Source organism: Archangium gephyra (genome assembly GCF_042230915.1).
Classification (GTDB): Bacteria; Myxococcota; Myxococcia; order Myxococcales; family Myxococcaceae; genus Archangium; species Archangium gephyra_B.
In genome coordinates this window covers 7,840,983-7,861,031 of the sequence record NZ_CP102578.1, presented here as the reverse complement: position 1 = coordinate 7,861,031, position 20,049 = coordinate 7,840,983, and the positions used below count along the sequence as shown (strand labels likewise).

At 69.4% G+C, this 20,049-nt stretch carries 16 protein-coding genes; 14 read left to right on the top strand and 2 right to left on the bottom strand.

Annotated elements, in window-relative coordinates; genetic code table 11:
* Window positions 1-44: 44 nt before the first annotated feature.
* From NR798_RS30585 to NR798_RS30520, 14 genes are all read left to right on the top strand, one after another.
* Window positions 45-569: a MerR family transcriptional regulator gene (locus NR798_RS30585; RefSeq protein WP_375766049.1), complete on the top strand. Its 525-nt coding sequence runs from the start codon at window positions 45-47 to the stop codon at window positions 567-569.
* A 48-nt stretch (window positions 570-617) separates the two neighbouring features.
* Window positions 618-1,112: a sigma factor-like helix-turn-helix DNA-binding protein gene (locus NR798_RS30580; RefSeq protein ID WP_043389932.1), complete on the top strand. Its 495-nt coding sequence runs from the start codon at window positions 618-620 to the stop codon at window positions 1,110-1,112.
* A 108-nt stretch (window positions 1,113-1,220) separates the two neighbouring features.
* On the top strand, window positions 1,221-2,765 hold the full coding sequence (purH, locus tag NR798_RS30575; RefSeq protein ID WP_375766048.1) for a bifunctional phosphoribosylaminoimidazolecarboxamide formyltransferase/IMP cyclohydrolase: 1,545 nt from the start codon (window positions 1,221-1,223) through the stop codon (window positions 2,763-2,765).
* Between the two features lie 3 nt (window positions 2,766-2,768).
* Window positions 2,769-6,149 (top strand): tetratricopeptide repeat protein, encoded by a 3,381-nt coding sequence (locus NR798_RS30570; RefSeq protein WP_375766047.1) that lies wholly within the window; start codon window positions 2,769-2,771, stop codon window positions 6,147-6,149.
* A gap of 1 nt (window position 6,150) precedes the next feature.
* Complete coding sequence (gene purD / locus NR798_RS30565) at window positions 6,151-7,416, top strand: phosphoribosylamine--glycine ligase (RefSeq protein WP_375766046.1); 1,266 nt, start codon at window positions 6,151-6,153, stop codon at window positions 7,414-7,416.
* A gap of 9 nt (window positions 7,417-7,425) precedes the next feature.
* Window positions 7,426-8,538, top strand: coding sequence for an LptF/LptG family permease (locus tag NR798_RS30560; RefSeq protein WP_375766045.1), 1,113 nt, complete (start codon window positions 7,426-7,428; stop codon window positions 8,536-8,538).
* Complete coding sequence (locus tag NR798_RS30555) at window positions 8,535-9,635, top strand: LptF/LptG family permease (RefSeq protein ID WP_375766044.1); 1,101 nt, start codon at window positions 8,535-8,537, stop codon at window positions 9,633-9,635. Before NR798_RS30560 ends, NR798_RS30555 begins: the two co-directional genes overlap by 4 nt.
* A complete protein-coding gene (locus NR798_RS30550; RefSeq protein WP_375766043.1) occupies window positions 9,632-10,858 on the top strand; it encodes an O-antigen ligase family protein in 1,227 nt (408 codons plus the stop codon). The genes NR798_RS30555 and NR798_RS30550 overlap by 4 nt, the downstream gene beginning before the upstream one ends.
* Before the next feature lie 72 nt (window positions 10,859-10,930).
* Entirely contained in the window at window positions 10,931-12,832 is a 1,902-nt protein-coding gene (locus NR798_RS30545) for a protein kinase (protein WP_375766042.1), read from the top strand.
* Window positions 12,833-12,889: 57 nt separating this feature from the next.
* Entirely contained in the window at window positions 12,890-14,446 is a 1,557-nt protein-coding gene (locus NR798_RS30540; RefSeq protein WP_375766041.1) for a hypothetical protein, read from the top strand.
* 105 nt (window positions 14,447-14,551) lie between these two features.
* Window positions 14,552-15,751 carry a tetratricopeptide repeat protein gene (locus tag NR798_RS30535; RefSeq protein ID WP_375766040.1) on the top strand — a complete coding sequence of 400 codons (1,200 nt, stop codon included), beginning with the start codon at window positions 14,552-14,554 and terminating at the stop codon, window positions 15,749-15,751.
* A gap of 123 nt (window positions 15,752-15,874) precedes the next feature.
* The gene (locus tag NR798_RS30530; protein WP_375766039.1) at window positions 15,875-16,228 is read left to right on the top strand and encodes a helix-turn-helix domain-containing protein; all 354 of its coding nucleotides are present in this window, start codon (window positions 15,875-15,877) and stop codon (window positions 16,226-16,228) included.
* 80 nt (window positions 16,229-16,308) lie between these two features.
* The gene (locus NR798_RS30525; protein WP_375766038.1) at window positions 16,309-16,671 is read left to right on the top strand and encodes a response regulator; all 363 of its coding nucleotides are present in this window, start codon (window positions 16,309-16,311) and stop codon (window positions 16,669-16,671) included.
* A gap of 147 nt (window positions 16,672-16,818) precedes the next feature.
* Window positions 16,819-17,913, top strand: coding sequence for a nuclease (locus tag NR798_RS30520; RefSeq protein WP_375766037.1), 1,095 nt, complete (start codon window positions 16,819-16,821; stop codon window positions 17,911-17,913).
* A gap of 208 nt (window positions 17,914-18,121) precedes the next feature.
* Here NR798_RS30520 and NR798_RS30515 read toward each other — a convergent pair whose 3' ends face one another.
* Both NR798_RS30515 and NR798_RS30510 read right to left on the bottom strand, forming a co-directional pair.
* Complete coding sequence (locus tag NR798_RS30515; RefSeq protein WP_375766036.1) at window positions 18,122-19,231, bottom strand: DNA alkylation repair protein; 1,110 nt, start codon at window positions 19,229-19,231, stop codon at window positions 18,122-18,124.
* Between the two features lie 8 nt (window positions 19,232-19,239).
* On the bottom strand, window positions 19,240-20,040 hold the full coding sequence (locus tag NR798_RS30510) for a hypothetical protein (protein ID WP_375766035.1): 801 nt from the start codon (window positions 20,038-20,040) through the stop codon (window positions 19,240-19,242).
* Window positions 20,041-20,049: the final 9 nt, after the last annotated feature.

The window sequence follows — 20,049 nt, the reverse complement described above, 5'->3', positions numbered from 1 at the left end:
GGCTCTCTGGCATTCAATGGCCTCCATTCAGTAGCATATATTCAATGGAAGGCATGCGGTTGCTGGAGCCCGACGAGCTCGAACGCATCGAACGCGACTTCGCCGGCGGGTTACCCGCGAGGGAGATCCTCGAGATCTTCCGTCCCCGGGGCGTTCAGCTCTCCGAGGCGACGTTCCGCAAGTACGTGCAGGTAGGGCTGTTGCCCCGCAGCCGCCGGGTGGGGCGCAAGGGCAAGCACCAGGGGAGCCGGGGGCTGTACCCGGTGGAATCAGTCCGGCGGATCAACGCCATCAAAAAAATGATGGCCGAGGGTCACACCCTGGAGGACATCAAACGCTCCTTCTTATTTCACAAGAATCACATCGATCAGCTGGAGCGGGATCTCTCCGAGGTATTCGAGGGGTTTCAGGATCAGATGGGGGAGCGGGCCTTTGGCGCGGAGCACCGGCGCACATTGCAGGCGGAGCTGGCCGCATTGAAGTCAAGGGCTCGGGACCTGGTCCGGGACGTGGCCCGGTTGGGCAGTGCGGTCACCGCGCGCCGAGACGAAAAGCTCCATTCGCAATAGGATGAAGGGTGGGGGACCGGGTAGAGTGGAATCATCGCTGGAGGGGACATGTCTGAAGTGAAGCAGCAGCGGCCGGAGGAGGAGGCGCCCGCGGAGGCGGATGGTGGGGCGGAGCGCCGTCGCTCGAAGACGATGTCGCGGAAGGAGATGGCGAGGGATCTGCGCCGCCGCCGCCTGACGGGGCAGATCGACCCCGAGGAGAGCGAGCTCCTCACCGCCGTCGACTCGCAGCGGCCGAAGACGCGGGCGGACTGTGTGAACGGTCCCCGTCCGTGCCTCTTCGTGTCCTGCAAGCACAACCTCTATCTGGATGTGAACCCGGAGACCGGTTCCATCAAGCTCAACTTCCCGGACAAGGAGATCTGGGAGCTGGAGCACACCTGCGCCCTGGACGTGGCGGAGAAGGGCGGCATCACGCTCGAGGAGGTGGGCGCCATCATGAACCTCACCCGCGAGCGCATCCGCCAGGTGGAGACGCGCGGCCTGCTCAAGCTGCGCGAGGCCACCGAGGCCGAGCCCCCCGTCTCCGCCCGCAAGCCCTGAAAATCGGGCCGGAATCCGCTGGCGCACACGGGTTGCATGCTTCGTTGACACATAGGGGGGTGGTTGCTACACGGGCCGCCTCTCCTACAGACAGAGGCGTGCAAACCCGTGCTGGCTCTCCTCAGCGTTTCCGATAAACGCGGTCTGGTCCCCTTCGCGCAAGGGCTCGTCCGGCTCGGCTTCGAGCTGCTCTCCACAGGAGGCACGCTCGCCGCGCTCCAGGCCGCGGGTGTCCCCGCCAAGAAGGTCTCCGAGCACACCCAGAGCCCGGAGATCCTCGGCGGCCGGGTGAAGACGCTCCACCCCCGCATCCACGGTGGCCTCCTTGGACGGCCGGACCTGGAGAGTGACCGGGCGGAGATGGCCGCCCACGGCATCAGCGCCATCAGCCTCGTGGCCGTCAACCTCTACCCCTTCCGCCAGACGGTGGCCTCCGGGGCCTCCGAGGCCGACGTCATCGAGCAGATCGACATCGGCGGTCCGGCCATGGTGCGCGCCTCGGCCAAGAACTTCCGCCACGTGACGGTGGTGGTGGACCCGGACGACTACGATGCCGTGCTGGCCGAGCTGGAGAAGTCGCGCGCCACCAGCGAGGAGACGCGCCGGCGGTTGATGCGCAAGGCCTTCGCGCACACCGCGGCCTATGACGCCTCCATCTCGGGCTGGCTGTCGGGGCAGGCCGGCGAGCCGTTCCCCCAGGAGCAGACGCTCGCGTTCCAGAAGGTGCAGAACCTGCGCTACGGCGAGAACCCGCACCAGCGCGGCGCCTTCTACCGCGAGCACGCCGCGCCCGCCGAGCCCACCGTGGCCTTCTCCCGCGTCCTCCAGGGCAAGGAGCTCTCGTACAACAACATCCTGGACCTGGATGCGGCGCTGGGCTTGGTGCTCGAGTTCCCCGCGCAGCCCTGCGCCGTCATCATCAAGCACAACACGCCCTGCGGCGTGGCGCTGGATGCGTCGCTGGTGACGGCCTACCGCACGGCGCGCGCCATCGACGAGGTGTCCGCCTTCGGTGGCATCGTCGCGCTCAACCGCGAGGTGGATCGCTCCTGCGCCGAGGCCCTGGCGGAGACGTTCCTCGAGGCCGTCATCGCCCCGTCCTACTCGGCCGAGGCCCTGCAGGTGCTGGCGGCGAAGAAGAACCTGCGCCTCCTGGAGGCCGGGCCCGCCCTGGCCTCGACGTCCGCCCGGCCGAGGGCCCAGCTGGAGGCCCGGAGCGTGTCCGGCGGCCTGGTCCTCCAGGACAAGGACGCCGTCGAGCCCCCGCTCGAGTGGAAGGTCGTCAGCAAGCGCGCGCCCACCCCGGAGGAGGAGAGGGCTCTCCGCTTCGCCTGGAAGGTGTGCAAGCACGTGAAGAGCAACGCCATCGTGTTCGCCAATGGCTCGAAGCTGCTGGCCGCCGGAGGAGGGCAGACGAGCCGGGTGGACTCGGCGAAGATCGCCGCCGCCCGGGGAGGCGAGGCCCTCAAGGGGAGCGCCGTGGCCTCGGACGCCTTCTTCCCCTTCAGGGATGGGCTCGACGAGGCCGCCCGGGCGGGGGCCACGTGTGTCATCCAGCCTGGCGGCTCGGTGAGGGACTCAGAGATCATCGCGGCGGCCGATGAACATGGAATGGCCATGGTGGTCACCGGGGTGCGACACTTCCGGCACTGAGCCATGCGGATCATCTGCCAAAAATGTGCGGCGGCCTACGCCATCGATGACCGGGTCATCACGCCCAAGGGTGTGCGCGCGCAATGCCCGCGCTGCCGTCACCTCCAGTTGGTGAAGCGCGAGGACTCGCCCGCGGTCCCGGAGTCCAAGCCCGCGGCCGCCGCGCCGAAACCCGCTGCCCCCGCGGCCAAACCCGCTCCCGCGGCGAAGCCCGCCGTGGCGGCGAAGCCCGCTGCCTCCAATGCGAGACCGGCCACTCCATCCGCGTCCCTGTCCGACTCGCTGTTCGGCGATCTCGGGGACCTCGAGCCGGCGCCGGATCCCAACGAGGCTCCAGCGGACTCGCTGCTGAACGACCTCGACGCGATCGGCAGGCCGGCCACTCCGGCCGCTCCGGTGTTGGACAAGGACTCGCTGTTCGGTGACCTCTCTGAGCTCACCCAGTCCTCTCCGTCCAATCCGGCGATCGACGTCGGCGCCTCGTCCAAGCCGGCCGCGCCAAGCTATTCGATTCCGTCGGATCTGATGTTCGACGAGATCGCGCCGCCTCCGGCCCCCGTGCCGCAGCCCAAGCCGGCCGCTCCGGTGCAGGCCCGGCCCGCCCCGCAGCCCAGGCCCGCCGCTCCGGCCCTCTCGGTTCCGTCCGACGACGCGCTGTTCGACTTCAACGCGCCGCCTGGATTCGACCCGCCGCCTCCCGCGCCCGCGCCGAAGCCGGCCGCTCCGGTGCAGGCCCGGCCCGCCGCGCCCGCGCCGCAGCCCAAGTCCGCCCCCGCCGCGTTGCCGGAGATGGCGGACGACGGCATCTTCGACTTCAACGCGCCGCCTGGATTCGACGCGCCTCCTCCCGTGGCCGCTCCGGCCCAGGCCCGGCCCGCCGCCCCCGCCGCGTTGCCGGAGATGGCGGACGACGGCATCTTCGACTTCAACGCGCCTCCCGGATTCGACTCGCCGCCTCCGGTGGCCGCTCCGGCTGCGGCTCCCGCGGCCGCGGACGGGGATCCGCTCCTCGACTTCTTCGGTGCACCGCCCTCGCAGCCGGCCCCTGCCGCGGCGCCCATGCCCGTCGCGGCTCCGGCACCGGCCAGGGCTCCCGCTCCCGTTGCCGTTGGCGGCATCCAGAAGACGTGCCGCGAGTGCGGCAAGCAGATGACGGATCCGTTCGATCTGGCGCTCGGCTCGTGCGAGGACTGCCGGCATCGCGGACAGCAGAAGCCCACGCCCGCCCCCGTGCCCGAGTCCCGGTCGGTGGAAGTCATCAACCTGCCGCCGCTCGGCGACACGGGCAGCCCCGGGGGCGCGCCGATGCCTCCGGAGCCCGGCAGTGGTGCCCGCGCCGCTCCCGTGCTGGCGCCCGAGTCCCGCAGCGCCGTCAACTCGCGTTCCGGCGTGGCCGTGTCCGCTTCCGGCGGTGGAGGCCGTGGTGCCCTGGTGGCGGCCGCGGTGGTCCTGCTGCTCGCCGGTGGCGGTGCCGCCGCATACTTCTTCGTCCCCCAGGTGAAGGCGCTGGTGGGCGGCGGCCAGTCCAGCGGGGGAGGGGAGACGACGGGCTCGTCCGGGCAGCAGCCTGCGGCGGCCGCGCTTCCTCCCGCGCTGGAGTCCGTGCTGCCTCGCTGGCAGCTGATGTTCGTGGACGCCAATGGCGGCGACAGCAAGCAGCTCCTCGCGAAGGGGCAGTCGCTGCTCGAGAAGGATCAGCGCATCGCCTACTCGGAGGCCGCGGAGGCCTTCCAGCGAGCGCTGTTGGCGGATCCCCGGAACGACGCGGCCATCGGCGGCTATGTCCAGGCGCTCGCGCTGGGGCTCGGCTCGCGGATGGATGACCCGACCTTCCAGGAGGCGAGCTCCCTCATCGAGACCGCCGAGAGCCGGTCCCGCCGCGGTCCGGATCTGCTGGTGGCGCACGCCAACCTCCTGCTCGCGCGCTCCAGCAACTCGGACAACGTGCAGCAGGCGCAGAAGCTCGCCGAGGAGGTGCTGTCCAACCCCAAGACGGGCACCGCGGCGCAGAAGGCCGAGGCCCACCTGCTGCTGGGCCGCGTCTTCCTGACGTCCTCGCGCGAGCTGGCCAACCAGCACTTCGAGTCGGCGCTGGCGCTCGCCTCGGACTTCCAGCGCGTGCACTACTACCGCGCGCTGGCCGACGAGACGGCCGGTGACTACTCGCTGGCCATCGAGCGGCTGCAGAAGCGGCTCGCGCAGGATCCCGATCACTGGGAGACCCGGTCCACCCTGGCGCGCATCTTCATGGAGGTGGGCCAGGTGGAGCAGGCGCGCGATCTGTACGAGTCGCGCCTGAGGAGCTCGCCCACCGACTTCCAGGCTCTGCTGGCGATCGCGGTGATGCGCTACCAGGTGGAGAACGGACTGGCCGGGGGGCTGGGTGCCCTGCGGGCCATGCTGCGCAACCGCGACAAGTACGACGAGCGCGAGGTGGCGGAGCTGCTGTTGCACCTGTCGGCCGCAGAGCGCTCGGCCAACAACCTGGAGGCCTCGGCCAAGGCGGCCCGCGAGTCGCTGCAGCTGGTGAAGAACAACCCGGCGGCGCACCTGCAGCTCTTCCTGGTGTCCGTGGCGCGCAAGGACGCCATGGCGGCGGCCGAGCACCTCGCCAGCCTCAAGGGCCACCTGGACATGCCCGTGGTGGAGAAGATGCTCGAGGGCCGGCTGCGGCTGCTCGAGCGCAAGCCCGCCGAGGCGATGACGCTCTTCATGGAGGCCTCGCGGCTGGATGAGCGCTATGTGGATGCGCTGATGCTGGCCGGAGTGGCCGCCGTGCAGGAGGGACGCCGCGACGAGGCCTTCCGCATGCTCGGCCAGGCCGCCAAGGGAGATCCGTTGCGGCTGACGCCCCGGCCGGTCGTCACGCCCTTCTACCTGCGCCCGGGAGATCTGCTCGACGGGCTCGAGGGCACCATCATGGGCGCGGCCCGCGGGTCCGACGACATGCTGGCCAACCTCTACGAGGGCATCCTCCGCTTCCACCAGGGCGAGGGCGCGGCGGCGGAGAAGCTGCTCAAGAAGGTGAACGACATCGACACCAACCACGCTGTCGCGTCCACCTACCGGACCTTGATCGCCCTGGGCCGCAAGGACCTGAAGGCGGCGAAGCTGCATGCCGCTCGCGCGGTGGCCGGTGGACGCACCGAGGGCATCGCCCACCTGGTGCAGGGTCTGGTGTGGGTGGAGTCCAAGGAGCCGGAGCAGGCCAAGCGCTCCCTGCGCGACGCGCTGACAAACGCCCCGAAGCTGTACTCGGCGGAGGTGAAGCTGGCCGAGCTGGAGGGAGCCTCCAGCCGGGAACGGCTGGTCAGGCTCCTGAGCCTGGATCCTTCGTTCCTGCCCGCCAAACGCGTCCTCTACTCACTCGACAAACGAGGTTGATGTGAAGGTCCTTCTGCTCGGCTCTGGCGCGCGAGAGCACGCGCTCGCGTGGAAGCTGTCCCAGAGCCCGAAGCTGACGAAGCTGCTGGTGGGCCCGGGCAATCCGGGCACCGCTCGCGTGGCCACCAACGTGCCGCTGAAGGCGGAGGCACCCGATGAGGTGGTGGCGCTCGCGCGGCGGGAGCAGGTGGACCTGGTGGTGGTGGGCCCGGAGGCGCCGCTGGTGGCGGGCGTGGCGGATGCGCTCGCCGCGGCTGGCATTCCCTGCTTCGGTCCAGTGGCGGGGGCCGCGCTCATCGAGGGCTCCAAGGCCTTCGCCAAGGAGATCATGGCCGAGGCGGGCGTGCCCACCGCCGGCTTCGAGGTGTTCACCGACGTGGCCGCGGCCGAGGCCTACGCCGTGAAGCAGGGCCGCATCGTCGTGAAGGCGGACGGGCTGGCGGCGGGCAAGGGCGTCATCGTGGCGCAGGACGCGCAGGCCGCCCGCGAGGCGGTGCGTGCGGTGGGCGCCATGGGCAGCGCGGGCCAGCGGATGGTGCTGGAGGAGCTGCTGGAGGGCGAGGAGGTGTCCGTCATCGCCCTGTGCGACGGCGAGCGCTACGTGCTGCTCCCGCCCGCGCAGGACCACAAGCGGGTGGGCGAGGGCGACACGGGGCCCAACACCGGCGGCATGGGTGCGTACGCACCGGCACCCTTCCTCTCGGACGCGCAGCTGTCCGCGGTGGGCGAGCAGGTGATCGCCCCGACGCTGGCGACGCTGCGGCGGCGGGGAATCCCCTTCCGGGGTGCGCTGTATGCGGGGCTGATGCTGACGCGCAATGGGCCCAAGGTGCTCGAGTTCAACGCGCGTTTCGGTGACCCCGAGACGCAGGTGTTGATGATGCAGCTGGCGGAGGACGTGCTGCCGCTGCTGGACGCGTGTGCGCGCGGCACGCTTCAGCAACGCCCGCTCGCCGTGCATCCCGGCGCCTCGGTGGGGGTGGTGCTCGCCGCCCAGGGCTACCCGGAGACGCCGCGGCGGGGCGATCGCATCGAGGGTGTCGACGCGGTTCCCGCCAGCTGCCCGGTGTTCGCCGCGGGCGTGGAGGAGAAGGGCGGGGCGTGGCTCACGGCCGGTGGCCGGGTGCTCACCGTGTGCGCGCGGGGCGCGGACCTGGCGGAGGCCCGCTCCCAGGCCTATGCCGCCACGGCCCACCTCCGTTTCGAGGGCATGCATTTCCGCCGGGACATCGGCGCCAAGGGGCTGCGGGCGCCCGCCATGAAGTGACGTGACGCCGTGAGCCTGCTCTCCCGCTATCTGCTCAAGGAACTGGTCATCCCCCTCGTGGTGTGGGTGGCCTTCCTGTTCCTGCTCCTCTTCGTCATGCAGTTCCTGCGGGGCTCGGACGTCATCCTCGGCTCGTCCGTGTCGCTGGAGGACCTGGGGCAGCTCATCGTCTACCTCGCGCCGCACTTCCTGATGATGGCGCTGCCGGTGGCCTTCCTGCTGGCCATCCTCCTGGGCCTGGGCCGGCTGTCCGAGGACCGGGAGCTCACCGCGCTCCAGGCGCTCGGCATCGGCCCGGTGCAGCTGTTGGCGGGACCGCTGGCGATTGGCGTGGTGCTCGCCGCGCTCATGGTGCTCATCACCTCCACCGCCGAGCCGTGGGGCCTCACCAGCATCAAGACCTTCGTCGCGGAGCTCATCAAGAAGAACGTGGTGGGCGACGTGAAGTCGGGCGTCTTCTACGAGGACCTGTCCAACCTCACCCTCTACGCCGAGACGGTGAACGAAGAGGACCGCCGCTGGACGAACGTGCTGCTGCACGACGACCGGGAGCCGTCCTCGCCCCTGTTGATGCTCGCGCGCAAGGGCCAGGTGAACACCAACCGCGCCGGGCAGGTGCTGACGCTGGAGCTCGGCGATGGCGAGGCGCACCGGGCCAACCAGGATTCCGAGTCCTATTCCGTCGTCACCTTCCAGCAGGCGGAGATCGCCGTGGGCGTGGAGGGCTCCATGGGGCGGCGCAACCGCTTCCGCTCACCCAAGGAGGAGCTCACGCCGGGCGAGCTGCTGCAGGCCGCCGACGAGGCCGAGCGCACCGGGGGAGATCCCAAGCCCTTCCTCAACTCGCTGTACAACCGGCTGGGGCAGTCGCTCGCGCCGCTGTCCTTCGCGCTGCTGGGCACGCCGCTGGCCATCGGGCGCAGGCAGGGCGGACGTGCGTGGGGCTACCTGCTGTGTCTGGGTGGCTACGTGGCCTACCACCTGCTGATGCGCTTCTGCGAGCAGCTGGGCCTGCAGGACCGGCTGCCGCTGGCGCTGGCCAATCAGATGGCCAACATCATCTTCTGCGCGGTGGGCCTGGTGGCCATGTACCGCGTCAGCCGCGCGGGGACGGTGCGGTGAGAGGGACGCTCTTCCGCTACGTGGTCCGCACGTACCTCCAGTTCGCGGTGGGCATCCTCGCCGCCGTGCTCTCCATCTTCCTGGTGGTGGACTTCGTGGACCGGGCGCGCCAGTACACCGGCGAGGGCTGGCTGTGGAACGTGGTGTTGCTGTATGCCAACAAGGCGCTGGTGGCCACGCAGCAGCTCGGGCCCGTGGCGCTGTTGCTGGCGGCGGGCACCGCGGTGTCCTCCCTGCGCAAGCGCGGCGAGGTGACGGCGATGCGCTCGCTCACCTTCGGCCCCAATGCCCTCTACCTGCCGGTGGCGCTGTGCGTGGGGCTGGCCTGCGTGGGACTCATCGCCTTCGACGAGTGGGTGGTGGTGAAGGCGGCCCAGCGCGTGGAGGAGATCACCACCCAGCGCTTCAACCGCTGGGGTGACTGGGGCGTGTACCACTCGCCCAAGCAGTGGTTCCGCAAGGGAGATCAGATCTTCTACCTGCGCCGGGGCAGCGCACAGGAGGGCTTCGAAAACGTGGCCATCCTCACCGTCACGCCGGAGTTCCGGCTGGCGCGGCGCCTGGACGCGCAGACGATGCGCCCGGTGGAGGGCACCCGCTGGCTGCTGGGCGGGGTGGTGGAGCGCTCCTTCACGAAGGACGGCAAGTCCCAGGTGCGCCAGGCGGCGGAGGCCGAGTACGACCTGGGCGTCACCGCGCACACGTTCCGCATCCGCCCCGGCCGGCCCGAGCAGATGCGGATCCCGGTGCTGCGCGAGCAGATCCGCTCGCGAGGAGAGGTGGGGCTGGACACCGGGCAGTTCTCGCTCGTGCTCCACAACCGCTTCTCCCACCCGCTGGCGAGCTTCCCCGCGGCGATGCTGGCGGTGGGCCTGGCCCTGCGCCCGGGACGCAAGGGACACATGACGGTGGCGATCGTCGAGGGCCTGCTCATCTCCGTGACGATGTGGGGCCTGATGGTGGTGACGCGGACGCTGGCGCTCTCCGAGCGGCTGTCGCCCCCGGTGGCCGCGTGGCTGCCGGTCGCGCTGCTGTCGGTGGCCGCGGCCCTGCTGTGGCTGCGCGGTGAGGGCCGTCTGGGAGGCAGGGGCACGTGAACGACGTCCGGTCCGAGGTGCTCGAGCGCTGGTTCCTGGTGTGCCTGGCCCTGTGGGGCGTGGGGTGCCTGTTCCTGGAGGCGCTCGCGGCGGTGGGGCTCGTGGCGTGTGCTTTGGTCGCGCTGGTGGCGGCACGCCAGGGCGGTGTCACCGTGCGCGGCGCGCTGCGCGCCTGGTGGCCCCTGGTGGCCTTCCTCGCCTGGGCGCTGCTGGTGCCAGCGCTGTCCGGACACCGGCCGAGCGGAACGGGCGTTGCGCGCCTGCTGGACTTCGTGGGCATCCCCGTGGCGGCGATGGCGATCGGCCACCTGTCCGAGGCGCGGCGGATGCGCCTGGCCTGGGTGCTGAGCGGCGTGTTCCTCGTCTCGTGCGCGGTGGCGGGACTGCAGCACTTCGGCGCGTGGCCCTCGCAGGAGGCCCTGGAGCCGCTGCGCTGGATGCGCCTGTCGTTCGAGCGCGTCTACGAGGCCGTGCCCGGCACGGAGAACCGCTTCATGGCCGGGGGCCTGCTGTTCCACCGGCTGAAGTTCTCGCACATCGGCGGCATGGCGGTGGCCTTCGCGCTGGGCGTGGGGCTGCACCTGAAGGGACGGCGGCGGACGGCGGCGTTGGTGGTGGCGGCGGTGGGGCTCGTCTCGGTGGGCCTCTTCCCGTACGCCCGGGCGGCGAGCGTGGCCCTGGTGGCGGTGATGGGGCTGGTGGTGCTGCTCGGCCTGCCCAGACGCGTGGCGCTGCCCGCCTGCGCCGCGGTGCTGGGGCTGGCCGTGCTGACGCTGGCCCTCAATCGGCCCATGCGCGAGCGCTTCCTCAACAGCTCCACGGAGAAGGGCTCGGGGAGCCGGTCCGCGCTGCTGGAGACGGGCCTGTGCGCGGTGCGCGCGCACCCCCTCTCCGGCGTGGGCCCGGGACGCTTCCAGGCCCGCCTCTGGGCCACCCCGGACATGCCCGACCAGGCGCGCGAGCACCCGGGCAAGTCCCACAACCAGTTCGTCAGCATGGCCGCCGAGACGGGCGTGCCGGGCGCGCTCCTCTTCGTGCTGCTGCTCGGCTGGCTGGCCTGGCGCCTCCCCCGCAACCGGCCCGAGGGCCTGGGCGCGCTCGGGGCCCTCGTGTTCTTCTGCCTGCTGTCCCTGCTGCACGATCCGCTCTTCCACGTCCAGGCCTCACAGGCCCTGGTGCTCATCCTGGGCGCGGGGCTCTGCGGGGCGCCCCGGCGCGCCTGAGGGGCACTGGCGGAAGGGTCTCGAAGCGGGCTAAGTCATGGGCCCGGGCCCCCAGCGTGGCCCCCTGCCTCCATGACTCAACCGGCTGCCAGTGACATTCGCGTGGGCGCGGTCCTGCGGGACACGTACGAGATCACCTCGCTGCTCGGGAAGGGAGGCATGGGCACGGTCTTCCTGGCCCGCCATCGCCGGCTCCCGGGCAAGCTGGTGGCCGTCAAGGTCCTCCAGAACAGCGCGAGCCTCAACCCGGAGCTGTATGCGCGCTTCCGCCGCGAGGCGGAGATCGCCTCCCAGCTCGGCCACCCGAACATCGTCGAGGTGCTCGACTTCGACACCCTGCAGGACGGCACGCCCTTCCTGGTGATGGAGTACCTGCGCGGCGAGAGCCTCGAGCAACGGCTGTCGCGCGGCCCGCTCCCGGTCGACGCGGCGCTCGCCATCACCCGGCAGGTGTGCTCGGCCCTCCAGGCGGCCCACCGCGCCGGAGTCGTCCACCGCGATCTCAAGCCCGCCAACGTGTTCCTCGTCCCCACCGACTCCGGGGGCGTGGTGGCCGAGCGGGTGAAGCTGCTCGATTTCGGCATCTCGAAGATGCTCGACTCGCAGACGCTCCAGACGCAGGACGCCGTGCTGATCGGCACGCCGCAGTACATGGCGCCCGAGCAGGCCCTGGGGAAGAACAGCGAGGTGGACGCGCGCACCGACATCTTCGCGCTCGGGTGCATCGTCTACGAGTTGCTGTCCGGCAGGCCGCCGTTCGCCGGAGACGGTGGCAGCATCGTGCAGGTCGTCTTCCGCATCGTCCACGGGCAGGCCGAGCCCCTGGCCTCCCTCTGCCCGGACGTCCCCTCGCGGGTCCTCGGCGCGGTGGAGAAGGCGCTCGCGAAGAGCCCGCAGGATCGCTACCCGGATGTCGGCTCCTTCATCGCCGAGCTGACCGGCAGCCCGCTCCAGTCGCTCGCCGGAGCGGCGGTGCCCTCATTCTCCTCTTCGCGGGCGGCCTCCGTGCCTCCCAGCGCGGCGGATGATGGAGGATTCGCCGCGACGCACATGCCCGCGTCCACGGCGCAATTCGGTGCGCCTGCCGCCGCTGCGACGGATGCTGGAGGATTCGCCGCGACGCACATGCCCACGTCCACGGCGCGCTTCGCGGCTCCGGCCGCCGCCGCGACGGATGACGTTGGCTTCGCCGCGACGCTCATGCCCTCGTCCTCGGGCAGCTCCCCGGTGCAGCCGGTTCCCGTGGCGGATGATGGAGGTCTTGCCGCGACGCATGTGCCCTCGTCCACGGCGCGCTTCCCGGCTCCCGTAGCGCAACCGCTACCGGCGAGCCCCGCTCCCGCATCTCCTGCCCCGGCCATGGTCCCCGTGCCCGCGGCTGTCCAGGGCAGCGCGCCGCCGACGGCTCTCGCTCGCTCGGGACCGGGGACGGGCATGCTGGCGGGGGCGGCCGTGCTGGTCCTCGCCCTCGTGGCCCTGGGCGGATGGTTCGCCACCCGTTCCTCTCCCGGCTCCGCAAGCGGCGAGCCCGTTCCCTTGGCGGTGGCGGCTCCCACTGCGAATCTCGCTCCCGAGGCCCCCGCGGAGCCGCAGGCCCTGGCCGTTCCCGAGCCCATTGCAGCGCCCGAGCCCATCGCGGCCACCTCCGCACCCACCGCTCCCGTGGCTACCGCGAGCAAGCCGGCCACGCGCCCGTCCGCGAGCGAGGACGTGCCGGAGGAGGTGCGCGATCAGCTCCAGGAGGCGGAGCGCGCGCTGAATGACGGCGATGTCGAGGAGGCCATCCGTCTCGCCCGCACCAGCCAGCGGGAGAAGGTCACTTCCGCGTCGTTCTCCGTGCTCACGCGCGCCTACTGCCGCCAGGGGAATCTCTCCAGCGCCAAGGCGAAGTGGCGCGAGGGCAAGCAGAAGATGTCCCCGCAGGAGCGCAGCAAGGTCACCAGGTTCTGCGCGAAGTACGACATCGAGCTCTAGTTCCAAGCGCTCACGCCCGCTCCGTGCGGGCCCTGGCGCACCCCACAGGAGGCAGATGTGAGAGCCGTTCTGGCGATGTTCATCGCGGTAGGTGTGTTGTGTGCGGTCCCTGCCCGGGCGGCGGCGCCCGTGGAAGCGGGGAAGGTGTTCTCCGGCCGGGAAGGGGAACTGGTGGCGGTCGTTCCGCTCTCGCCCGTGGAGAGCAAGAAGGCCCTGCTGCGCGTGCAGGGCACGGGGAGCGAGCTCGATGGCAAGGTGCTCCCCTACGACGTGAACGACACGGGCGACTACGTCTACTACACCACCGAGCTGCGGGGCCGGAGCTTCTCCACCCTCATCGTGCGCCCGGCTGGCGGAGGGACCAGGAGCTACACCCTCAACCTGCCCGGCAAGCGTGACGGCATCACGGTGTCCTACGATGACGATCGCACCAAGGCCCTCAAGGGCGAGGAGGTGTACGCGCTCCACCAGAAGCAGAAGGCGGATGGCACGCTCACCAAGATGATGGCGTTCGACCGCAAGGCCGAGATGGCCGAGGCCGAGAAGGCGCTCGCCGAGCCGGTGAAGTCCATGAACACCGCGTGCGGCACCTCGGCGGCGGTGGCGATCGACTGGAACAGCATCCCGGATGAGCTGCTCAAGTCGTACAGCATCGCCTCCTACTGCGAGAGCCCGTTCACCGCCCTGGAGTCGTTGTGCGCGACGGCCGAGGGGAAGAAGGCCATCCAGGCCCAGGTGAAGGAGGTCTCCTGCCGCTTCGGTGACGCCCTGAAGCTGGAGGTGCAGGCGGGCCGCGTCGCCTGGACGACCGCCAAGGACGCGTCGAACCAGGAGGCGTTCGCCACGAAGTACTTCACGGACAACCTCGAGTCCGCGCGGGGCCAGGGCGAGAAGCTCACCGAGCGGCTGCGCCTGGAGAAGATCCGCGTGTGCACGGACAACAAGGGGCACTACGTGGCGCTGATGCCCCACGAGCGGCAGACCGTGCAGCTGGCCTACGGCGACGGCAAGAAGCTCGTCCAGGTCGCGCCTCCGCCCTGGGTGCTCTCCGGCTACCACTTCCTCGAGCCGCGCTTCTTCAACAAGACGATGAACCCCTCGTTCCGTGGGCTCGACATGCGCGTGTACTCGGAGGTGGAGCTGAGCGAGGAGAAGCAGACCTGCGCGGTCCGCTGCGGCGAGCGCACCATCCCGTTCACGCTGCTCGAGTCCGAGAAGGCCCAGGAGCTGGTGCAGAAGGCCACCATCGAGCCCAACCCGCAGAAGTACGTGCCCTATGCGCTGCTGCGCGACCAGCAGGGCCGCTACTACCTGGTGGAGCGGGGCTTCCAGCCGGCCGAGGAGCGGAACTTCCGCGTCTTCATCGGCCCCAAGGGCAACCTGCAGCAGCAGAAGATGACGGACATCGTCTCCGACTCGGAGGGAGAGATCTTCGCCACCAAGAAGGGCGAGCTCCGGCTGGTGCTGGACCGCGCGGCTTCCTCCACGTGGCTCGAGAACAAGAAGAAGATCGAGCTGCGCGCGGTGCCCATCCAGGAGAACCTGCCGCTCATCTACAACGAGCTGGGGGTCTACACCGGTGCCCGCCTGGGCACGCCGTGCGACGACCAGTGACGCCGTGAGCGCCGGTTTCCCGACGGAGCGTGTCTGGATTTGAACGCTCCACCGGGAGACCCGTAGACTGCCCCCGCTTTACTTCTCTTTTCGGGGGCAGCAGACATGAAGCGGTTGTTCGCGTTGGCGTTCTCTCTGGGGTGCGCGGTGCCGGTGTCCGCGATGGCGGCGGACGGCATCAAGGTCCAGATTCTCAGCGCCACGGTGAAGGATCAGAAGATCGCCGGGGCCGAGGTCATCGCCCAGAAGAATGGCGAGTCGTCCATCAAGGGCACCACGGCGGCGGACGGCACCGTGCGGTTCGACAAGCCCTTCGGCGGCACCGATGACGGCTCGGTGAGCCTGATCGTCAAGAAGGACGGGTATTCGAACCTGGTGGTGAAGTGCCCGTGCGATGGCCTGTCGTACGCCATCAGCCCGGTGATGATGCAGAACCTGGACGGCATGCGCATCGTCCTCAACTGGGGCGCGCAGCCGGCCGATCTGGACTCGCACCTGGTCCACCCCTCCACGCACGTCTATTACTCCGCCAAGCAGGGCGACCTGGCCAACCTGGACGTGGACGACACGACGAGCTACGGCCCGGAGACCGTGACGCTGGAGAAGAAGAAGAACGGCGTGAAGTACCTCTACGCCGTGCACAACTACACCGAGGGCGACAAGCAGGGCTCGATGACGCTCTCCAACACGAGCCAGGCGAAGGTGTTCGTCTACGTGGGCTCCTCGCTGGTGCGCACCTTCACGCCGCCCAAGGCCAAGGCCGGCAACGTCTGGGTGGTGTTCGGCATCGGTGACAACGGCGAGTTCTACGACATCAACAAGTTCACCGACGTGAAGGACCGCGACAAGGTGGGCACCTTCATGCAGGGCCTCATCCAGGGCGGCGGCTTCCAGTCCGTCCCCGAGGTGTCGGTGGACCAGACGCGCCTCGCCGACACGCAGAACAAGCAGGGCGAGAAGGCCTATCACGAGGGCAAGCTCGACGAGGCCGTGTCGCTGTACCTGGAGGCCATCGCCAACAACCCGGAGCACGGGCAGGCGTACAGCAACCTGGGGCTCGCGTACCAGAAGCTCAACCGCAACGCCGAGGCCCTGTGGGCCAACCGCAAGGCCATTGCCCTGGCGTCGGGCAAGGCCGCGGCCACCATCAAGGCGAGCTCCTTCTACAACATCGCCCGCGTGTACGAAGGCGAGCAGAAGTGGGCCGAGGCGCTGGAGAACTTCCAGTCCGCGCTGAGCCACAAGCAGCACGATGCCTACAAGAAGGGCATCGAGCGGATGAAGGAGAAGCTCGGCCAGAACTGAGCCGGTGCTTCACACACGGGGAGGGGAGCGGGTGGATTTTGCAACGCCGAGCGTAAAAGCAGGGTCCATCCGTGAACATCCGCCCTTCACATCGTGAGGAGCCCTCCCAATCATCCGCGCAGTATGGAGAACGAGAAGAACAAGCTGGCGGATGGTGGCGAGTTGCACCTCCGCTTCGGCACCCACCTGCGCCGGCTCAGGACCGCCCAGAAGCTCACCCAGGAGCAACTCGCGGAGCGCAGTGGGCTGTCGGTCGATGCCATCCGGCGCATCGAGCGGGGTGGGTTCTCCCCCTCGCTCGAGACGTTGGCCAAGCTGACGGAGGGGCTCGACGTCTCCTTGAAGACGCTGTTCCAGACCTTCGAGCGCGAGAAGTCCGATCGGGTCGCGGAGATCTGCGACTTCCTGTCCAACCGTTCCGGACGGGACGTGCAGCTCGTCTGGCGTGTCGTGCGCGCGATGTTCGAGGAGCGCTGAGCACCCGGCGGATCCTCCTGGGCGGACCGGGCGGATGTTCCCTGTTCCCGGGGGGCGTGCTGGTCTAGTCACGCTCGCACATGCCCGTTCCTTCTCCCGCCGTCCTCGTGGTCGAGGATGAGACCGACCTTCGCGAGATCATCCAGGATGTGCTCGCCGGGGAGGGGTACCGCGTGACCTGCGCGAGCGATGGCGCCCAGGCGCTCGACTGGCTGGCGGGTGGACTGCGGCCCGGCATGGTGCTGCTCGACTTCTACATGCCCCGGCTGGATGGCTGGGCCTTCCTGGAGCGGATGAGGACCGAGCTGAATCTGGGCGAGGTGCCCGTCGTGGCCATCAGCGGCTCGGACGTGTCGCATCCGTCCGTCACCGCCGTGCTGCGGAAGCCCTTCGACATCACCGAGCTCCTGGAGACCGTGCAGCGCTTCACGCGCGTGCCGTGAGGGATTGCGGGGCGCCCGGTGAGGGCTGGCTCCTCCGCTCGCTCCGCGGCCGTGCATCGAGCGTGGGTTCTGGGTGCCCGGGTGTGTGTCGCGTGAGCGCTATACGCTCAGCGGCCCGGGGTGTTTCCAGACCGGGTCATTCGCCGCATGAGCGCACACCGTCTCGAACAACTCCGCGAGGATGTCCGCGCCCGCGCCGAGAACCGTCCCGGGGTCTACCGCATGAGGGGCCCCTCGGGAGAGGTGCTCTACGTGGGCAAGTCGGTGAAGGTCCGCACGCGGTTGCTCTCCTACTTCCGGGCCCAGCGTGGGGAGAAGGGGGCGGAGATCATCGGGCACGCGCACGGGGTGGAGTGGGACTATGCCCCGAGCGAGTTCGCCGCGCTGTTGCAGGAGTTCCGGCACATCAAGCGCTGGCGGCCGCCCTTCAACGTGCAGCACAAGCGCGACAACTCGCTGTGCTTCATCAAGCTGACGCGGGAGGCCGTGCCGCGGCTGCTGGTGGTGGGCCACGTCATCAACGATGGGGCCGAGTACTTCGGTCCGCTCCGTGGGCGGCAGGGTGCCACCGAGGCGGTGCGGGCGGTGAGTGATCTGCTGGAGTTGCGCGACTGCGCCTCGGACACGCCCATGCGGCTGGCGGATCAGATCGAGCTCTTCCGGCTGAAGGACGACCCGCGTTGCATTCGCGGCCAGGTGGGGCGCTGCCTGTCGCCGTGTGCCGGCGGCTGCACGCGCACCGAGTACGTGGCGCGCGTCGACCAGGCGCGGGACTTCCTGAATGGGGTGACGGAGCAGCCGCTCGCCCTGCTGCGCGAGCGCATGAGCGTCGCGTCCCGGCGCCTCCAATTCGAGTACGCCGCCGAGCTGCGGGACCGTGCGGAGACGCTGGAGCGGGTGCAGGCCGAGTTGCTCGAGATCGGCCAGTTCGTGGAGCGGCTGTCCTTCGTCTACACGGTGCCCGGCCATGACGGAGAGGACCGGGCCTACGTCATCCGGCGGGGGAGCGTGCGTACCGAGATGGCCGCCCCGCGCACGCCTCACGAGCGGCTCGCGCTGGAGACGACGGTGGGCGAGGTCTTCGAGCGGCCGGAGCCGGCGACGATCGGCCTGCGGGCGCACGAGGCGCAGGAGGTGCTGCTCGTGGCGCGCTGGTTCCGCCTCAACCCGGAGGAACTGGAGCGGACCGTGGCCGCGGCGACCTTCTCTGGCGCCGCTGGCGGGCACCACGCGGCTTCCTGAGCCCTTTCAGATAGGGCCGCGAAGGCGTACCCCTGGGAACATGCGCTGACAACCACGGCCATTTCCCCTCGCCCTCCGGGAGAGGGACGGGGTGAGGGTATTGGGTGAACCCGGGTTGAACCCTTTGCCCCCTTCCGGCCCCGAGAGGCTCCGACTGGTCCGACTGTTGGACCAGTTGCTCGCGTTCGCGCCCGGAGCGCGGAGGACCTCAACCAATGACGGTGAAGCTCCCCAGGTCCGTGGCCCGGCCGTTCACGAGCGCCTCGACCTTGTGCGTGCCCGCGTAGTGCTTGCGCGTCGTCATCGTGGCGAAGGAGATCGACTTCTCGAGGGTGCAGGAGGCCCCGGGGAGGAGATCGACCTTGGCGCCCTTGAAGACCTTCGGACTGGCCGAGCCGTTCGCCTTGATGAAGTGCACGGCGAAGTCGACGACGGCCTGCTGACGTGTCTTCGCGCGGTTGGTGACGGACAGGGTCAGTCCGAGGCTCTCGCCGAGCCGGACACGCTTGGGGTGGAACTCGGCCGTCACCTCCAACTCTCCGCCGCCACGGAACCCGAGCACCGAGAGGGCGCGTGAGTCCCCGCGCTTCACGGCGGAGCGGAGCGCGTGGCGGATGATCCACAGGCGCTCCGGTGAGGCACCGTCCTTCCACCGCGCGCAGGTGTCCACGAGGACTTCGGGGTGGTCCTTGCCGATGTCGTTCAGGTTGTTGGCGACGGAGCGGCGGACGTAGAGCTCGGGGTCATCCTTGAGCAGCTCGAGGAGCGCGAGCACCGGGCGCGGATCCTCCTGGAATGAGCGGAGCCGGGAGGCCCAGGGCAGCCGAGGCCTCGTGCCCTCCGAGACGAGCCGCCGGACGTGGACGTTCGGATCTCCGGCCCACTGGTGGAGGCGTTCCAGGGTCTCGCGAGGGTAGCGCTCGAGGAAAGGGCGGATGGAGAACTCCGCGGTGAAGCGTTTGGTGAGCTCGTAGTGAGCGAGCATGGACGTCTCGAAATGGCCGAGCCCGTGCTCCGCGACGTACATGGTGTGAGGCATGTAGATGAACACCCCCATGCCCTGGAGCTCCTGGCGTTCGTGCTCGGGCCCGAGCGAGCGCAGGAGGATTCCGGCGGCGCGCTCGAAGTCAGAGGGGAGCGCCCGGTGCATCGCCTGCATGATGTGACGGGCACGGCCGAGGAGTTCGTGGGTCCCGAGTCCGTCGGTGGCCTCGGCCAGGAAGCGTTGCTCCGGGAAGGACGGGTGGGCGCCACGCAGCATGGCGGCGATGCGCTTCACCACACTTGGGTCGAAGAAGTTCTTGAGCTGCTCGGGCATGTCTTCCTTCAATCCTCGGAGGGCTCTGTTTCTTCGTCTTCCTGCTGTTGCTGTTCGGCCTTTATTCTTTCCCTCTCCTCTCTCAAACGCGTAAGGGAGTGCAGGGTGTGGCGGTTGAATTTCTTGTGATACACGGCGTGATAGTATTCACCCGCGATGGTCACCAGGGCCGTTGGAGAGGCGGGGTGATTCGCCAGCCACTCCATGGCTTCCTCGCGAGTGTTGAACGACGCGGCGGGGGAAGGCAGGGGCTTCGACTCGAAATCCTCAAGGAAATACTCCATCAAATAGCCGCGCAGCAACTCACGAACGTTGTCCTCGCGTGAGTACCAGATTTCGTAATACTCGTCGCCAATCATCACATGGCCATAGCTGGGCGGGGCCGCGAGGCGGTTCAGCCATGCATCCGCCTCCTCGCGAGTATCGAAAAAGGCGAGGACGGGTAGAGGACCACCGGAACGAGAATCCTCGCGATAGCGTGCGAGAGCCTCTTGTTGATCGGTGGCCGCGATAAAGTTGAGCAGATCGATGAGGATGAGAAGTTGCCGTTTCCGTTCTGGCTCCGCCATTTCATCCAGGGTCCGGAGCAGCATGGCCATCGCCTGTTGGGGCATCGCGTCCGCGCGCACCTTGAATGCCGTGCTCACGTAGGAGGTGCGCGCGGGGTCGAGGCCGGCGAGGTAGTCCTCGAAGACGTACACTTGGCCGGTTGTGACGGTGAAATTCCAGTGCTCGCGCAGGTGCTGCCAGAGGGCGGCCTCTTCCCCCTTCCCAGTGGATTCAGCCGCTCGCTGCAGGTTGCCAATCAAGAGCAACGC

Bases quoted from the DNA above. Each gene is read 5' to 3' on its own strand.
- NR798_RS30585 (WP_375766049.1), top strand. From the start codon at position 45: ATGGAAGGCATGCGGTTGCTGGAGCCCGACGAGCTCGAACGCATCGAA.
- NR798_RS30580 (WP_043389932.1), top strand. From the start codon at position 618: ATGTCTGAAGTGAAGCAGCAGCGGCCGGAGGAGGAGGCGCCCGCGGAG.
- NR798_RS30570 (WP_375766047.1), top strand. From the start codon at position 2,769: ATGCGGATCATCTGCCAAAAATGTGCGGCGGCCTACGCCATCGATGAC.
- NR798_RS30545 (WP_375766042.1), top strand. From the start codon at position 10,931: ATGACTCAACCGGCTGCCAGTGACATTCGCGTGGGCGCGGTCCTGCGG.
- NR798_RS30535 (WP_375766040.1), top strand. From the start codon at position 14,552: ATGAAGCGGTTGTTCGCGTTGGCGTTCTCTCTGGGGTGCGCGGTGCCG.
- NR798_RS30530 (WP_375766039.1), top strand. From the start codon at position 15,875: ATGGAGAACGAGAAGAACAAGCTGGCGGATGGTGGCGAGTTGCACCTC.
- NR798_RS30525 (WP_375766038.1), top strand. From the start codon at position 16,309: ATGCCCGTTCCTTCTCCCGCCGTCCTCGTGGTCGAGGATGAGACCGAC.
- NR798_RS30520 (WP_375766037.1), top strand. From the start codon at position 16,819: ATGAGCGCACACCGTCTCGAACAACTCCGCGAGGATGTCCGCGCCCGC.
- NR798_RS30515 (WP_375766036.1), bottom strand. From the start codon at position 19,231: ATGCCCGAGCAGCTCAAGAACTTCTTCGACCCAAGTGTGGTGAAGCGC.